Origin of the sequence: Aedoeadaptatus coli (assembly GCF_900343085.1) — a bacterium.
In the GTDB taxonomy this organism is placed as follows: domain Bacteria; phylum Bacillota; class Clostridia; order Tissierellales; family Peptoniphilaceae; genus Aedoeadaptatus; species Aedoeadaptatus coli.
This window is the reverse complement of record NZ_OPYI01000007.1, coordinates 26,784-43,178: the sequence shown is the minus strand read 5'-3', so window position 1 is coordinate 43,178 and position 16,395 is coordinate 26,784. Positions and strand designations below refer to the sequence as shown.

The window sequence follows — 16,395 nt, the reverse complement described above, 5'->3', positions numbered from 1 at the left end:
GAGCCATGAAGTTTAAGTATAAAATCATCGACGCACAGTCGAACCTCGTGACCGATGAAATGGACGCGGATAATATACAAGAGGCGCGGGAGAAGCTCCACGAAGCCGGCTACCGCATCGTCGCCTTGAAAGAAGAAGGGCGGCGGCTTCAATTAACAAAGCCGCGGCGGGTGATTGCGAAAGGCCAATTGGCCCTATTGTTTTCCCAACTGGCCCTTATGTCCTCAGGCGGCTTGGACATCGTCACGGTCATGGAATTAATGGCTCGGGAGTCCAAAGGCCTTCAGAAAGAAAAACTCCAATTCATCGTGGAGGCGGTGCGGCAGGGGAAGCTCCTCTCCGAGGCTTTTCACGACGCCGACTGTTTTCCTCACTTCGTCTCCGGCACGATCCGAAGCGGGGAGGCGGCGGGCACCTTGGGCGACATCTTTCGCCAGCTGGCGGATTTCTTCGACGAGGAACAACAAATGCACAGAAAGCTTGCAAACGCCCTGGCCTATCCCGTCATCCTTATGATTACATCCCTCTTCGTCTTGCAGGTGGTACTTCATTCGGTTCTTCCCGTATTTACCGACGTCTTTGAATCCCGACAGGTGCCCTTGCCCCTGATGACCCGCATGCTCATCGCCATCGCCGACCATTTTAATCGCTTCGGCCTTCTCTACATCGCGGCACTGCTCCTTTTGGTGCTTATGATTTTGCTACTGAAGAATCATCCGAAAACCGCCGACGGCTTCTACCGCAGATGGTACCATCTGCCCATCGCCGCGCCTTTTTATCGCGATCCCTTTGAGCTTAGGCAATTAAGAACCATGAAGATGCAAATGGATAACGGCGTGGACCTGTTGCGCATTATGGAAAACATGAACGAAGGGGCGGAAAATCCCTACATCGAAAGAAAGGCACAGGAGATGATTCGCGGCTTGATGAAAGGGGAGGAGCTCTCTCAGGCCATGGAGAAAAGCGATTTGTTTAAAGCGCAGAACTGCTCCTTTGTCGCCTTAGGCGAGGCGTCTTCCGCCGTAAGTGAGATGCTCGCCGTGGCTATCCATTTGGAGGAAGAGCGGCAGAAAAATCGCGCCGAGCGCATAAGCATATACATAGAGCCGGCACTGATTCTGATTATGGCCGTCGTCGTCGGGTTTATTATTTTTTCCATTGCCATTCCCATGTTTGATATGGTAAACAGTTTTTAGGAGGAATTATGAAAAAGAAAAAGGGATTTACCCTCATCGAACTCATTATCGTCATCGCCATTTTGGCTCTTCTCATCGCCATCGCCATACCGCGGTACCAACGCTCCAATTTAAGCGCTCAGGCCACGGCCCACAATGCCAATGTGCGGGTCATAAAGAATGCGGCGATCCTTTATTCCATGGACAAACCGACCGAAGGGACGATTAAATTAGACGACCTCAAGCCCTATCTGGAATCCGGCGAAGTCCCCACACCGGCAAAGGCCTTAAAGAAGGATGCATTTACCGTAAAGGCCGAGAATGGAAATATTACCGTCGAGCCCGGCATGGTCAAGGTCAATGGCGACAAGCTGGAACCGGATACGACGAAGAAATGATTATACTGAATGCCGCCGCTTTTTTTCTCGCGACCTCCTTCGTGTCCTTTTTTAATCTTTTCGACGACAGGCGCCGGCGCGGCGAAAATTGGATCGGGGGAAGAAGCCGCTGCGAATCCTGCGGCCGCAGGATTCCTTGGCCCTATTTAATTCCCGTCCTCGGCTATATTTTCTGCCGCGGGCGATGCACTTGCGGCGAAAAAATCTCCTTCTACCATCCGCTGAGCGAAGGAATCGGAGGCGCGCTTGTCATCTTTTTGCTCCATCATTTGGGTATGGAGAAGGCCTCCGTCCTTCCGGTGGCCGCCGTATTTGTCATGTATCTTTTGGCTCTGGAAGACAGTCGCCATCGGGATGTTTTTACAGGGGATCTCGTCGTAGGCGGCGTTTTCTTTGTCGCGGCTCTGATTCTCGATGAGTCCTTTCATCCACTAAGCGGCACGTTTCTCTTTTGCCTGATCGGCGCGCTCTATTTTCTCTTTCCCAAGGCGGTGGGCGAGGGGGACATTTATTATGCTTCGATTCTCGCCTTGGGCATCGGGGAGATTTGGAGAAGCTATTTATTTTTCACCGTCACCTTTGTTTCGGCCGCTCTAATCGGCGGGGGCCTCTACTTTTTCAAAGTCCTCAAACAGAGAACCGTCCCCATGTTTCCCTTTTTTCTGTTGGGTTTTTTGATCGTAGGAATTTATTTGTGAACGAAATTATTTAAATTACATAAAAATTACGCATTCGTGGGATATAATGCTTGTAGGAGGGCGAAATGAAATTATTTAATAAGCGCGAAGCGATTATTTACTTCGAAGATCGTCGCTGTTATGTAGCAAATGTTGACGAAAACAAATCCGTAAGCGCACTTTATTCTTTTGATATACCGATGAACGTCTTGAGTGACGGCGAAATTTTAGACAGCGCACAGTTGCACTATCTTTTGAAAAAGACCTTGGAAGAAAACGAGCTGACCAAGAGCCATGCCTTGTTCGTCATAAATTCCGCCTCAGCGGTAAACCGCACCATGCACGTGCCGTCTATGACGGAGAAGGAGAGGGCTTCGTTAATCGAAAACGAGTGTCCGTCCCTTTTTCCGCAGGATTTAGAGGAATATGCCTTGGATTCGGTGGATTTAAAAAGTGACGACGACATCCATCATCTGTTAATTACGATTTGTCCCGAAGAAATCTTGGAAGGTTACAGGGATTTGGCGAAAAAATGCGAAATAAAACTTCGCGGCATCATTCCTTTTTCAACTTTATGCCTGGAGTACGCCCATTGGCTGGGCGGCGCGAGGGTGAATTTCGTCGGCACGAGCCATTTGGGCTTTTACTACGGCCACGAAAACCGCTTCTTCGACCGCACGGAGGTCAACGACTCCGTTTTGGACTTTATGCGTAGAAACGAACTGGAAGCGGAAGATGTCTTGCGCATTAAAGACGAAAATTTCGACGAGCGCATGAGCGATGTGGATCCCGACGCCATGAAAAGGGAAATGCAATCGGCTTATTACGAAGCCTTGGGCCATGTGGAGCATATGGGCGGCGATTTTGCCTTGGCCGACAGGCAGTTAATCGCAGGATCGTTCGTGGAAAGCGGCCTCTTTGCCGCGCTGATGGACGAGGAAGTGTATAAGCCGCTGAACTTAGGGGACATCCTTGCCGCAGCGGCGGAACACGGCGATGTCGCCGCCATGTTCTCCGGTGCAAGACGCTCCGGCGGGGGAGGCAAAAACTACTACCTGCCCATCGGTGCCCTTGTCGTGGCCTTTGCCATTCTCATCGGCTCCTTTGTCTACGGTGAAAAATTAAAGCAGCAAAACCGAGACCTTATCGTCCGGACCCACGAACAGGAAATGGCGCAAGACGAATCGGATTCGACTGAAGACGCAAGCGGTGCACAAAAGAGCGCCGACATTGCCGATGCCATTACCAAGGTAAAATCCTCTGCGCCGGACACCCTGACCGTAACGGGCATGGATTACCAAAACGGCACCCTGTCCATTCGCGGCGAAGCAAAAGATGCCAACGAAATACAAAACTGGCGCAACCAATTGGAAGACGTGTTGAAAGTTAAAGTGGAAGAAGAACCGACGGCGACGGTCGGCGATGTGATCTACTTCCAATTAACGGCCTATTTAATCGGCGGCGATGAAGGTGATTCCGCCTCTTCGGAAGAAACGGACGACGGCATGGATTCCGCAGGCGACGCGATGATGGGCGATGAGATGACGGTAAACGACGCCGGCGACAACAGCGCCAGTATATAGGAGTCATAAATGAAAGTTTATAAGGACGTAGGAAAACTATCCAACGAAGAATTAGATTCACTGATTCTTTCAAAAATAAAATCGAAGCGAAGCGAAGTCTTGGGCGCCTCCTCCATCGGCGAGGACACGGCCATGTTGGACTTCGGCGGCGATCTGATCGTATTGAGTAGCGATCCCATTACAGGGGCTGCGGAAAACTTGGGCGCACTGGCCATTCATATCAGCGTCAACGACGTGGCGACGAAATCCGCCGACGCCGTAGGCGTGCTGCTGACCTTGCTCCTTCCGGTGAACACCACGTCGGAAGACATCGAAACCATTATGGCCGACGCGCAAAAGGCCGCCGATGCGGTGAACATGGATATTATCGGGGGCCACACGGAAATTACCGACACCGTGTCCAAACCCATTATGATCTCCACCGTCGTGGGCCGTGTAAGTAAAGACAAAGTGCCCGATCCGTCGAAAGTGCGGGTAGGCGACGTGGTGGCCATGAGCAAATACGCCGGCCTTGAAGGCACGGCCATCCTTGCGACGGATTGCGCCGAGGCATTAAAGGAGATCGGCGAGGAACTGCTTCGGGAAGGCCGTGGACTGATCGATGCCCTCAGCGTCCAAACGGAAGGCGAGGTAGCCGGAGATTTTCGCATTCGCGCCATGCACGATGTCACCGAAGGCGGCGTGGAAGGCGCCATTTGGGAAATGGCACAGGCGCTAAAAGTGGGCGTGGCCATCGACAAAGAGGCGATTCCCGTATTGGAATCCACAAAAGCCGTGGCGGAAAAGGCCGAGGTGGATTTGTACCGCCTTATTTCCAGTGGCTCCATGTTGGTTGTATTGGATAAAGATGATTTTGAACCCATGCAAAAGAAATTAACCGATCGGGGCATCTTATTTACGAAAATCGGTGAAGTGACCGATGAAAACCGCGTCGTCTACAAAATGAAAGACGGCTCGGAACAAGAAATCGCCTCCCCCGGCCCCGACGCCCTCTACACGGCTTTAGTTAGATTACAGTAAAGTTACAAAAGCGACGGACTATTTGACATTTAAAGGCGAGGGAACCATAATAATTAGTGACAAAGTGTTACCAATTTGAAGGAGGTTCCCTTGAAACGATTTCTAAGAAGTTTCGCCCTTTGCTTCGCGTTTATGTTAATCTTTTCAGGATTTTCGGAAGCGGCTGGCGCAACCATGCGTGTTAAAACCAATGGCAACAATCGAAAGGTCAGCGTCGCCAATGTCAAGGTAAACGGCTTTGACCTATACAGTGAATATAAACCTTATGTAGACAACGGCCGCACCTTCGTTCCCATTCGCGAGCTCACGGAACTTATGGGAGCCAATGTTAAATGGAATCAAAAAACCAAATCGGTGAGCATTTCCATGATGGACAAAGACGTGAAGTTGAAGATCAACAGCTCCGTCGTCTACGTCAACGGAAAGAAAATGCGCATCGACGACGCGTCGGTGCCGAAACTGACCCAGTACACGGCCCAAAACAATGAATGCAAGACCATGGTGCCTCTGCGTTTCTTGTCGGAGTCTCTGGGATTCAGCGTCGATTGGGATCAAAATAAACGCTTGGCGATGATCGACAACGGCGTCGTACAAGCGCCGCAACAACAGAATGAAGCGAAACCGGTCCAAGAGACGAAAGCCCCCGTTGAAAAAACGAAAGAGCCCATGCCTCTGCCGAAAGAGCCGGAAGTAAACGATGCGAAGCCCCAACCCATGGAGCCGGGTCAAAAGAAAAATTTGACCATCGTTTTAGACCCCGGTCACGGCGGTAAAGATTCCGGTGCCGTCGCCGAAGATAAGACCACGGAAAAATCCTTGACGCTACGCTTGGCACCCAGGGTGGAATCCATGCTGAGAGCGAAAGGTTATAATGTCATTATGACCCGCACTACCGACGAGTTTATTGCATTAAGTGAGCGGGCGGATATTGCTAATCGTAACAATGCGGATCTTTTCGTAAGTATGCACTTTAACTCTGCAGGCAGCTCTTCGGCCTATGGCATCGAAGTGCTTTATGCATCGGAAAATGATGTCGAGTTGAAAAAAGATTGTGGCGATCAAACGAAACTTGCCCGGGAAATTTTAAACGCCTTGCTGAAGGAAACCGGCGCAAACAGTCGCGGTATCAAAAATCGGCCCGAACTGGCCGTGCTTCGTCGCACGAATATGACGGCCTGCTTAATAGAAGGCGGGTTTATGTCCAATCCCAGCGAGCTCGAACAAATAAAAAGCGACAGCTATTTGGACAAATTGGCCAATGGCATCGTGAAGGGAATCGAAAATTACAATCGTAAATACATGTAAGGAAGGCGGGAGCCTTCCTTTTTTAAAGGAGAAACCATGAACATCATCCTTTCCACAGATAACGAACACAAGCTAAAAGAAATTCGCGAATTAGTCGATGGGAAATTCCGCGTGCTATCGAAAACCGAGGCCGGCTACGGCGACATTCATCCCGTGGAAGACGGCGATACCCTAAAAGCCAATGCCATGATAAAAATCAAACCACTCGAAGGTGAAATCGTCATTGGCGACGACACGGGCTTGTTTGTCAACGCCCTTCAGGGACGTCCCGGCGTCTTTTCCGCCCGCTACGCCGGCGAAGAGGGAAACGACGAAAAAAATCGCGAGAAACTCTTGCGGGAGATGGAAGGAAAAGACGATCGCAGCGCCTATTTTAAAACGGTCATCGCCGTGAAGCGAGGGAATGAGATCTACACGGTGGAAGGAATCTGTCCCGGACACATAACCGAATCGCCTCGCGGTGTGGGAGGATTCGGCTACGATCCGCTCTTCGTTCCCGAAGGCTATGACAAAACCTTCGCCGAAATGACCGACGACGAGAAAAATGCCGTCAGTCACCGCGGTCGCGCCCTACGCGCCTTTGTGGAATCATTAAAAAGCTAAAAAACATTTGACATGGGTATTAAATGATGTTAATATATATCCATCGTCAAATTTTGTGGTGGGTATGGCCTAGTCGGTTAAGGCGCCAGATTGTGGTCCTGGAGATCGTGGGTTCGATTCCCACTATCCACCCCATAATCCTTCGGGATTTCAACTCGCATCGCGAGTACGCGGGAATGGCGGAATTGGCAGACGCGCTAGACTTAGGATCTAGTGTCAACGACGTGGGGGTTCAAGTCCTCTTTCCCGCACCATGTAGACTCCCTATACCGAGCGTATTTCTCGGTGGCGGGATCGCATTGACGTGTTTAACCTTACAGCTTTCAGAGTTGTAAGGTTATTTTTTTGCAGAAAACTCCTCGTCTTTGGCCAAATAGTTGAATGACGGGAAGGGTTTATATTACAATAGGTTGGATCGAAGAGTAGAATTTTTTTCCGGTTTATATAGAAGGAGAACGCACATGAAAATAGCTTTTGATTGCCAGGGCGGGGATCACGCGCCTCAGGCGATTGTCGAAGGGGCCCTGAAGGCGAAAGAGGCCTTGGGCATCGAGCCGATCTTTTTCGGCGACGCGGCGCTTCTAAAAGCCATAGATGGCGTGGATGAAGCCCACATCGTTCACTGCGCCTCGGCCATTACTCAGGAAGACAGCCCGGCCCTTGCCATTCGGAAAAAGAAGGACAGCGCCATTGTCATGGGTCTCGGCGCCTTAAAAGAAGGAAAAGTCGACGGCATGATCAGCGCGGGAAGCACCGGCGCTTTGTTGGCCGGCGGCATGTTTATCGTGAAGCGAAAAGAAGGCGTTGAACGGGCCGCGCTTCCGGTTTATTTGGAAATCAGCGGCCAAAAGAAATTAATTTTAGATGTGGGCGCCAATATGGACGCTTCCCCTGAAATGCTTTTAAGTTTCGCCGAAATGGGCCAAAATTACCTGCGCGATGTAGAAGGCGTGGAAGTGCCGACGGTGGCCCTGCTAAACGTGGGCACGGAAGAAGGCAAGGGCAATCAACAGGTCAAGGCGGCCTACGAGCTCATGGCCGACGGCATCGAGCACTTCGCCGGAAACATCGAGGCGAGGGATGTTCTCTTTAACAATGTGAACGTCATCGTCACCGACGGCTTCGCCGGAAATATTTTACTGAAGACCATCGAAGGTACGGTGGGATACATTCAACGCGGCGTGGCATCGGCTGCCAAAGGGAGCGAGAAGGCCGGCGAACTAAAGATGCTGGCGGGGAGCATCTTAGGGGATCTTGATTACAGCCGTTACGGCGGCGTGCCTTTACTCGGGCTGGAAAAACCTGTATTTAAAGCCCACGGCGCATCCAATTCCGAGGCCATTTTATCGGCGACGGAGGCATTGGTTCGCATGGTACGAGGAGAAGAACATAGAGAAGGAGCAGGACAATGAGAGAAAGAATTTTAGAAATTATCGCCGAACAGGTGAACCGTTCCGTAGATGAGTTGGACCCTTCCATGGATTTTATCGACGATTTAAACATGGACTCCATCGAGTTGGTGGAGTTGATTATGAGCGTGGAAGATGAATTCGACATCGAAATCGACGAGGATCGCCTGGAGAAAGTCCGCAGCATCGGCGATGTGTTGGACTTACTGGAAGAGTTTGATCTGGATTGACGTCCTTTCACGAATTGGAGGCGCGGATCGGCATTCGATTTAAGGATCCGGCCCTGTTAATCGAGGCTTTTTCGCACAAGACGTACAGCAAAGAGAGAAACACTCCGTCCTACGAGCGCTTGGAATTTTTAGGCGACAGCTTGTTGAATTTTATCGTCGGCGACTATCTGTACTCGCGCTGTGAGGAAGAAGAAGGTGCGCTGACGAAGATGCGTGCCGACTTGGTATGCGAATCGGCCTTAAAGGCGGCCGCCGAAGCGCTGGACTTAGGGTCTTTCCTGCTGATGGGCGAGGAATTGAAGAAAGACGAGAAGTTCAACATCCACAGCGACGATTTATACGAATCCCTACTCGGCGCTATTTACTGCGACCGAGGCTTGGATGCGGCCCGCGCCTTTGTGGAAAAAACATTGCTGAGCGGGCGCAGAAATCTGCGGGCGGATTACAAATCCCTCTTGCAGGAAGTGGTGCAAAAGAAGTACCGGAAAAACGGCGTGGATTATGATCTCCGTGAAATCGATCCGTCAGCCATCGGCGATGAAGACCGCTTTGAAGCCACGGTCTATGTCTTAGGCCGTGCTGTGGCCACGGGTCGGGGACGCAACAGGAAGACCGCCGAGGGCGCCGCTGCCGCCGAAGCGCTGAGAAAGATGGATCATGGCGAAGCGTAGTATCATTCCCATTTTCATACCCTTCGCCGGTTGCCCGGTGAAGTGCGTTTACTGCGATCAAAATCAAATCACCGGCATTGCGAGCACTGTTTCGGGCGAGGACGTAGCTCATCAAATCGCAAGGGGGCTTGAAAACGGCGCCCACACGCCTGCGGAGGTGGCCTTTTACGGCGGCACATTTACCATGCTTCCCGTGGAGAAACAAAACGAGCTTCTTCAGGCCGCACAGCCTTTTATCAGCTCCGGCGCCCTCTCGGGCATACGCCTGTCGACGCGGCCGGAGAAATTATGGGAAGAAGACTTCGCGCGGCTGAAATCTTACGGCGTAAAAACCATTGAGTTCGGCATTCAATCGGTGGATCCCTTTGTTTTAAAAGCCGCAAAGCGCGGCGTTTCCGTCGAGGAAATGGACCGCACGGTCGCCCTGGCAAAAGCTGCGGGACTTAATGTGGGCCTGCAACAGATGATCGGCCTGCCGGAAGATTCCTTTGAAAAAGATGTAAAGACGGCTCGTTGGATCGCAGAGCGCGGGGATTTTGCGCGGATCTATCCCACGGTGGTCTTTAAGAACACGGAACTCTACGACATGGTTGCGGAAGGAAAATTTCATCCCCTGCCCTTAAAAGAGGCCATCGAGCGGGCGGCATATCTTTTGGATATTTACGACGCCGCATCGGTCCCCGTCATACGCGTGGGACTGCCGCAAATGGAGCGCGGCGCCTATGTAAAAGGCCCTTACCACGATAACTTCAGGGAATTCGCAGAGTCTTACCGCCTGTTGGCGCCGATTTTTAAAAAGTACAAGACCGTCGAATCGGTGGAGGGAAGCCATAGGGCCATTAATCGCCTGGTCGGCCCCTTCGGCTACGGCAGGAAATCCCTCGAGGCCGTTTACGGGCCCGTGGCCTTTCGAAGTAACGATTCAGTCGGGGAAGAACTGCAGATCAACGGAGAGGAATACACCCATGCATTTAATTGAAATGGAGCTTTACGGCTTTAAATCCTTCGCCAAGCGGACGCGCATCCGATTTTCCGAAGACATTACGGCCATTGTCGGGCCCAACGGCAGCGGCAAGAGCAATATCGTCGACGGCATTATGTGGGCCTTAGGCGAATCCAGCGTCAAACAACTCCGTGGAAATAAAATGGAAGATGTTATTTTCAGCGGCACCGATCGCCATCAAGGCGTGAATTTTGCAGAAGTCGTTCTCACATTTGATAACAAGGACGGCTTTTTTGATTTGCCCTACGAAGAGCTCTCCGTGTCCAGGAAGTATTTCCGCTCCGGCGAAAGTCAGTACACCATTAACAAAAAGCGTGTGCGTCAAAAAGACGTGCGGGAGATTTTTCTCGACACGGGCATCGGAAAAAACGGCTATTCCTTTATCGGCCAAGGCCAAATCGAAGAGATATTAAGTACCCGTCCCCAGGACCGCAGAAATGCCTTCGAAGAAGCGGCTGGAATCAGCAAATTTAAATTACGCAAGGAGGAAACCCTTCGGAATTTAAATAAAACGACGGACCATATCGAGCGCATCGACGATATTTTTTCCGAATTGAAGAGCCGCTCCGGCGAAATGGAAGAGAAGCGGGAGAAGGCCCTGCGCCTCAATGAATTGGAATTGGAAAAGGAAAAGTATAGCTATGCGCTCCTCACGCGGGAAGTGGCCTCGGCGAAAGAAAAACAGGAGAAAATACGGGCGCGCTACAAGGAATCGGAGGCCGCCTGGCAGGAAGAGAAAGAGGCGAATCACCTCCTTGAAGCTGCGATTCGGGAAAAAGAATTAAAGATCGAATCCGACGGCGACAGCGAAGGAGCCCTTAACGACGAAATCCTGACCCTTATTCGAAAAAAGGAGCAGGCCTCCGGAGATCTGCGTTCAAAAATCGAACGAACCAATTACTTAAAAGAAGCGAAAACCGAAAGAGAAGCAGCCGCTGAAACCCTGCGTGCGGAACTGGAAGGCCTTATAGCCGCATCGGAAAAGCAGGAAAAAGAGGTGCGTGCCCTTAAAGGGCGCATGGACGAAAAAGCGGCGGATCTCGATGGGATGAAGGCCGACTACGAGCGCGTCGCGGAAAAGGTGGCGGCCGTGGATTCAGGTGAAAAATCCCGCCGCGAGGCCTTGGATCAATTGGCCGATCGACGTCACTCCCTGGAATCGCGCCTGCAGGCCTTGGACTACTTATTGAAAGAGCGCGCAGAACGGCTGGCACAGCTGAAGGATCGAAGGAAGGAATGGGAGCGGGACACAGAAGAGCTCGCGAAAAACCTCTCTGATGACGAAGAGAAAGAATCGCAATTAAAAGGCGCGTCGGCGGATTTAGAAACCCGACTTTCGGGAACCCGCGATTCCCTCGTCGACATGAAAAGCCGAATCGACGCAATCGACGGGCAGATAAAAAACCTGACCATGGGCATGGAGGGGATCGAGCGCGAAAAGCGATACTTGGAACGTCTTCGGGATAATCACGAAGGCTTTCAACATGGCGTCAAGCAGTTTCTGAAAGCTGCCTGGTCGGAATCCTTCTTTGGTTCCGTGATCGGGCCGGTGGCGGAGCATCTCCATGTGGAGGAAGCCGACGCTGTGGCCATATCCACGGCGCTGGGCTACGGCGGGCAAAACATCATCTTAAAAGATGATCGGAGAATCGGCGCGATCCTTTCCTACCTAAAGAGCCGGAAAATGGGTCGACTCACCTTCCTTCCCTTAAACAACTTGACGCCACGCCCACTCCCCGCTGATCTTTCTCGACAAACGTCCATTCCCTTCCGCGTGGCATCGGACTGCGTCCGCTGCGAGGATTCCCTGCGCCCGGTGGCGAATTTTCTCTTGGGCCGCATCCTATTAGTGGAGACGGTGGATGAGGCGAAGCAACTGGCCAAGGATTTAAAGCACCGCTACCGCATCGTCACCAAAGGCGGCGACGTCTTTCAGGTAGGTGGCGCCATTACCGGCGGCCAGGCGAAAAGCGGATCCACGGATCTCTATACGCGAGACGGCGAAATTGCCAAAAAAGCTTCGGAGCTGGTGGCGGTTTCCGAGCAGCTAAACGAGGCGAAGGAACAATACGAGCATTTGTTTGTAGCCTACGGCGATTTAAAAAATAAAGAAAAAGAGCTGGCCGAAGCCCACGAGGAAAAGAATGAAGCGTGCCGCAAGGCGGAAGAGAAGCTCTATCGCCTGCGCTCCGCCCTGGAGCACAGTGAAGAGCAACTGGCGTCCTTAGACGCAGAAATTGAAAAGGAAACGGCGGCCGCGAGTCGCGACGAATCGGAGAGCAAGGAACAAGAAGAGGCCCTCTCGGAAATTGCAGCTTCGGAGAAAGAGTGGACATCGCAAGGAGACGACGACAGCGACCGTTGGCACCGCAACTTGGATGAAAAGCGCGAGGAAATAAACGGCGCGAAAATCGAGCATCAGAAAATTATCGCCGCTTACAGAGAAGAATCCCTGCGGCTGGAGCAAATTCAGCGCGACGCTGCTGGCACAAAAACCCGCCTCGAAGCCGCTGAAAGAGAAGCTCGTGCCATGGCCGATGAAACGGAAAAGCTGGAGGCATCTGTGGCAGAGGCGCAACCGAAAGAGGCCCGCATGGAAGAGCGGGTGGTGGTGCTGCGCGAATCCCTCGCGGCATTAAAAGAGCGTGTCTCCGCCGAAAGGCAAAAGCTTCGGGAAGAGAAATCGGCTCTTGAAGCGAAGAAGGAGCAGGCCTTTGCCCTGGAAAAAGATTTGGTCCGCCTACAAAATCAATTGGAAGAGGCGGATCGTGCGGCGATTATCTTCACTGATGCCCTGGCGCAAAGCAGCGACCCGGGAGACATCGACGCGCTCCTGAACCTTTCCGTCACGACGCTCAGGAATAAAGAAGGCGCCATTGAAAAAGAAATTCTGCAAATCGGTCCGGTGGACGGCGATGCTCTGGAGCAATACAGCCTTTGGAAAGAACGGGTCGACTTTTTGTCGGAGCAGCGAGAAGACTTGGTGCTTTCCAAGGAAAAATTGGAAAAAATGATCAAGCGCCTGGACAAAGACATGCGCAAGCAATTGGAAGAAGCTTTAATACTAATCAACGGCTACTTCAACGATATCTTCCGCGAGCTCTTTCAAGGCGGCAAAGCCTCTCTGGCTTGGGACGAAGGAGATATATTGGAGGCGGGCATCTTAATTTCCGCCCAACCGCCGGGGAAAAAGCTTCAATCCCTTTCCCTCTTGTCCGGCGGCGAGCGCTCCATGACGGCGGTGGCCCTTTTGTTCGCCCTGTTGCGCATGCGCCAGTCGCCCTTTTGCATCGTCGACGAAATCGACGCGGCCCTGGATGATGCCAACATTCGCCGCTATTCCAATTACGTGAAACAAATCGATGACATGCAATTTATTATGATTACCCACAGGAAGCAGACCATGGAAATGGCCAATGAAATTTACGGCGTCACCATGGAGGAAAAAGGAATTTCCCGTTTGTTATTTTTAGAATTAGAGGAGGTCGAATCTCATGTTGGAGTGGATCAAGCGAAAAATCGGTAAACAGGATGCCAATGAGGAGAAGGAAGAAAAACAGGACATAGACAAAGCGGAATCGGAAAAGGCTGAGGAGGCTCAAGAGGAAGCTGTGGATAGCGCCGACGAAGTGCCGGCGGACGAAAAAGAAGAACAGAAAGAAGCGGCAGATCTCGTAAAACACAAGGCCTACGATTTTTCCAAACCGGAAGAGGAAGCAGCAAAACCGGAGGCTGACGTCGAACCGGAAAAAGAACCGACAGAGGAAATGCCCGAGGAAGAAGAGCCGGCAGAGGAACAAGCCGAGGAAGACTCGACAGAAGAAACTTCAATTCCCGTCGAAGAAAGTGAAATCGTCCCGGCCGATGCGGATGCGCCGGCGGCTGAATCTGAAACGAAAATTGAAGAAGACCATGTGGAGGCAGCAGAAACCCCCGGCGAAAAAGAAGTCGAGGAAGAAGAAACGTCGGAAGCAGTTGAAATAAACTCCGAAGAGGCCGAGGAAGAAGCGCCTGCAACAGAAGAAGATAATCCGAAAGAAGATGCATCCGACGAAGTTGAGGAGAAAGTCGGCTGGTTTAAGCGCCTGAAACAAGGGCTTGAAAAAACCAGAGACGACATGAACTATAAGATCAACGACATTTTAGGCAATTACGTCAAGATCGACGACGAAATGATGGAAGATTTGGAAGATCTCCTGATCTCCTCGGACATGGGCATGGAAACCACCATGACTTTAATCGACCGCCTTAAAGAAAGCATTCGCGAAAAACAAATCCAAGACCCGAAAGAAGTGAAGGGCCTTTTGGCGGAAGAGATCCGCGCCATATTGGAAGGGGATCCGGAACGGAACCGCTTACACGTGGAGCCTTCCCCCGCCATCATTCTCATCGTCGGCGTCAACGGCGTCGGCAAAACAACGACCATCGGGAAATTGGCCTATCGCTTTAAGCGCGAAGAAAAATCCGTATTGATCGCTGCGGCGGATACCTTCCGGGCGGCGGCCATCGAACAAATCGAAACCTGGGGCGAGCGCTCCGGCACGCCGGTGATCAGTCACAAAGAAGGGGCCGATCCGGCGGCGGTGGTATACGACGCCATCCAAGCGCAAAAATCCAGAAACATCGACGTGTTAATTTGCGATACGGCGGGCCGTCTTCACAACAAAAAGAATTTGATGAACGAGCTGGAGAAAATTCACCGAATTATCGAAAAAGAAGCGCCGGATGCGCAGAAAGAATCCCTCTTGGTTCTCGACGCTACCACCGGCCAAAACGCCATTCTCCAGGCGAAGACCTTCGATGAAGTCACCGACTTAAGCGGTTTAATTCTCACGAAATTAGACGGCACGGCCAAAGGCGGCGTGGTGCTACCCTTGGTACAGGAGCTGGATATCCCCATCAAACTCATCGGCGTAGGCGAAGGCATGTTGGATCTTCAGGATTTTTCCGGAAAAGATTTTGCAAATGCGTTAATTAGCGCGGAATAATATTTGTTTTTTCATCTACCTCTTGCAATTTATTGAAGAAAGTCGGATAATAGAGAAAAGAAATTATATCCGAAGCGCGATTGGAGGAGGTAATTATGAAAATCACACGTCCCGCTTGGCTGGAAATTAATCTCGATCAAGTAAAGAAAAACATGCTGGAAATTCAACGCCACGTAAAGGAAGGGACTGAAGTCATTTCCATTGTGAAGGCGGATGCTTACTCCTTCGGTGCCATTGAAATTGCAAAGACCATGAAAGAATGCGGCGTCACCCACTTCGCCGTCGCTTCCGGAAACGAAGGGATCGCCCTGCGCCGCGCCCTGCCGAAAGTCGATATTTTAGTCTTAGGCTACACGCCGGAAGAAGTTTCCGACATGATGATTGAAAACTCCATCGACATGGCCATGTATCGCCTGGACGTCGCCGAAAAATTAAACGCACTTGCCGGCCGTTTGGGAAAGAAAGCCGGCGTGCATATCGCCATCGACTCGGGCATGAACCGGATCGGTTTCAAACCCACCGATGAAAGCGTCGATGCCATCGAAAAGATCGTTCGCATGGACAATATCGAAGTAAAGGGCATGTTCACCCACTTCGCCCTGGCCGATGAAGATCGCGACTTTACATTAAAACAATACGAACGCTACGATTGGGTCTATCAAAAATTGAGAAAACGGGGTATTACATTGAACCGCCACGTATCCAATTCCCACGCCCTCATGAACTTCAGAGAATTCGACTTAGAATATGTTCGCCCCGGTATTATTCAATACGGCACCACGGAAGGCGATCCCGGCGGAAGAGACTTCGACGTTCACTTCGTCGCGCAATTAAAGGCTGAAATCGGCCACGTAAAAACCGTCGGTGCAGGCGAAGGCGTCAGCTACGGTCAAATCTACGTCACCGAAGGCGAAACAAAAATCGCCACCATTCCCATCGGCTATGCCGACGGCATGGAACGCAGCATGTCTGAAAAATTCGACGTCCTCGTCGGCGGCAAGCGCTGCCCGCAAATCGGCCGCATCTGCATGGACCAAATGATGGTGGATGTTACCGGCGTTGACTGCAAAGTTGGCGACGAAGTGGTTATTATCGGTAGACAAGGCGACGAAGAAATTACCATCGAAGAAATCGCCGCAGCCAATAACGAAATCCCGACCTCCTTCGTAACCCACTTCAAACAACGGTTGCCGAAGGTCTATATGAAAGGCGGCATGCGGTACAAAACCGTGGATGAAATTATGCACATCGAATATTGACAATATCCCGAAGGGATAGTATAATTCACAGGGTCAAGGAATTAACCTGACCCTGTTTTTTTTATGGGAGTGAT

At 51.4% G+C, this 16,395-nt stretch carries 14 protein-coding genes and 2 tRNA genes; all 16 read left to right on the top strand.

Annotated features, from left to right (window positions below; all coding sequences use genetic code 11):
• The first annotated feature begins 5 nt into the window (after positions 1-5).
• Positions 6-1,196, top strand: a complete 1,191-nt coding sequence (locus tag DG046_RS04855; RefSeq protein ID WP_108831429.1) for a type II secretion system F family protein — start codon at positions 6-8, stop codon at positions 1,194-1,196.
• An 8-nt stretch (positions 1,197-1,204) separates the two neighbouring features.
• The gene (locus DG046_RS04850) at positions 1,205-1,573 is read left to right on the top strand and encodes a prepilin-type N-terminal cleavage/methylation domain-containing protein (protein ID WP_108831428.1); all 369 of its coding nucleotides are present in this window, start codon (positions 1,205-1,207) and stop codon (positions 1,571-1,573) included.
• A complete protein-coding gene (locus DG046_RS04845) occupies positions 1,570-2,271 on the top strand; it encodes a prepilin peptidase (protein WP_108831427.1) in 702 nt (233 codons plus the stop codon). The genes DG046_RS04850 and DG046_RS04845 overlap by 4 nt, the downstream gene beginning before the upstream one ends.
• Before the next feature lie 65 nt (positions 2,272-2,336).
• Entirely contained in the window at positions 2,337-3,833 is a 1,497-nt protein-coding gene (locus DG046_RS04840) for a type IV pilus biogenesis protein PilM (protein ID WP_108831426.1), read from the top strand.
• Between the two features lie 9 nt (positions 3,834-3,842).
• Positions 3,843-4,853, top strand: coding sequence for an AIR synthase family protein (locus tag DG046_RS04835; RefSeq protein WP_108831425.1), 1,011 nt, complete (start codon positions 3,843-3,845; stop codon positions 4,851-4,853).
• A 90-nt stretch (positions 4,854-4,943) separates the two neighbouring features.
• A complete protein-coding gene (locus DG046_RS04830; protein WP_108831424.1) occupies positions 4,944-6,158 on the top strand; it encodes an N-acetylmuramoyl-L-alanine amidase in 1,215 nt (404 codons plus the stop codon).
• A 36-nt stretch (positions 6,159-6,194) separates the two neighbouring features.
• Complete coding sequence (rdgB, locus tag DG046_RS04825; protein WP_108831423.1) at positions 6,195-6,761, top strand: RdgB/HAM1 family non-canonical purine NTP pyrophosphatase; 567 nt, start codon at positions 6,195-6,197, stop codon at positions 6,759-6,761.
• A 58-nt stretch (positions 6,762-6,819) separates the two neighbouring features.
• Positions 6,820-6,896, top strand: a tRNA-His gene (locus DG046_RS04820).
• Between the two features lie 35 nt (positions 6,897-6,931).
• Positions 6,932-7,015 (top strand) — tRNA-Leu (locus DG046_RS04815).
• A 207-nt stretch (positions 7,016-7,222) separates the two neighbouring features.
• Positions 7,223-8,173, top strand: coding sequence for a phosphate acyltransferase PlsX (gene plsX / locus DG046_RS04810; protein WP_108831422.1), 951 nt, complete (start codon positions 7,223-7,225; stop codon positions 8,171-8,173).
• Positions 8,170-8,400 (top strand): acyl carrier protein, encoded by a 231-nt coding sequence (locus tag DG046_RS04805; RefSeq protein ID WP_108831421.1) that lies wholly within the window; start codon positions 8,170-8,172, stop codon positions 8,398-8,400. Before plsX ends, DG046_RS04805 begins: the two co-directional genes overlap by 4 nt.
• Positions 8,397-9,071 (top strand): ribonuclease III, encoded by a 675-nt coding sequence (gene rnc / locus DG046_RS04800; protein ID WP_108831420.1) that lies wholly within the window; start codon positions 8,397-8,399, stop codon positions 9,069-9,071. Before DG046_RS04805 ends, rnc begins: the two co-directional genes overlap by 4 nt.
• The gene (locus DG046_RS04795) at positions 9,058-10,050 is read left to right on the top strand and encodes an elongator complex protein 3 (RefSeq protein ID WP_108831419.1); all 993 of its coding nucleotides are present in this window, start codon (positions 9,058-9,060) and stop codon (positions 10,048-10,050) included. The genes rnc and DG046_RS04795 overlap by 14 nt, the downstream gene beginning before the upstream one ends.
• Positions 10,037-13,600 (top strand): chromosome segregation protein SMC, encoded by a 3,564-nt coding sequence (smc, locus tag DG046_RS04790; RefSeq protein ID WP_108831418.1) that lies wholly within the window; start codon positions 10,037-10,039, stop codon positions 13,598-13,600. The genes DG046_RS04795 and smc overlap by 14 nt, the downstream gene beginning before the upstream one ends.
• Positions 13,569-15,062, top strand: coding sequence for a signal recognition particle-docking protein FtsY (gene ftsY / locus DG046_RS04785; protein WP_108831417.1), 1,494 nt, complete (start codon positions 13,569-13,571; stop codon positions 15,060-15,062). Before smc ends, ftsY begins: the two co-directional genes overlap by 32 nt.
• A 95-nt stretch (positions 15,063-15,157) precedes the next feature.
• Positions 15,158-16,321: an alanine racemase gene (gene alr / locus DG046_RS04780; RefSeq protein WP_108831416.1), complete on the top strand. Its 1,164-nt coding sequence runs from the start codon at positions 15,158-15,160 to the stop codon at positions 16,319-16,321.
• The last annotated feature ends 74 nt before the right edge of the window (positions 16,322-16,395 follow it).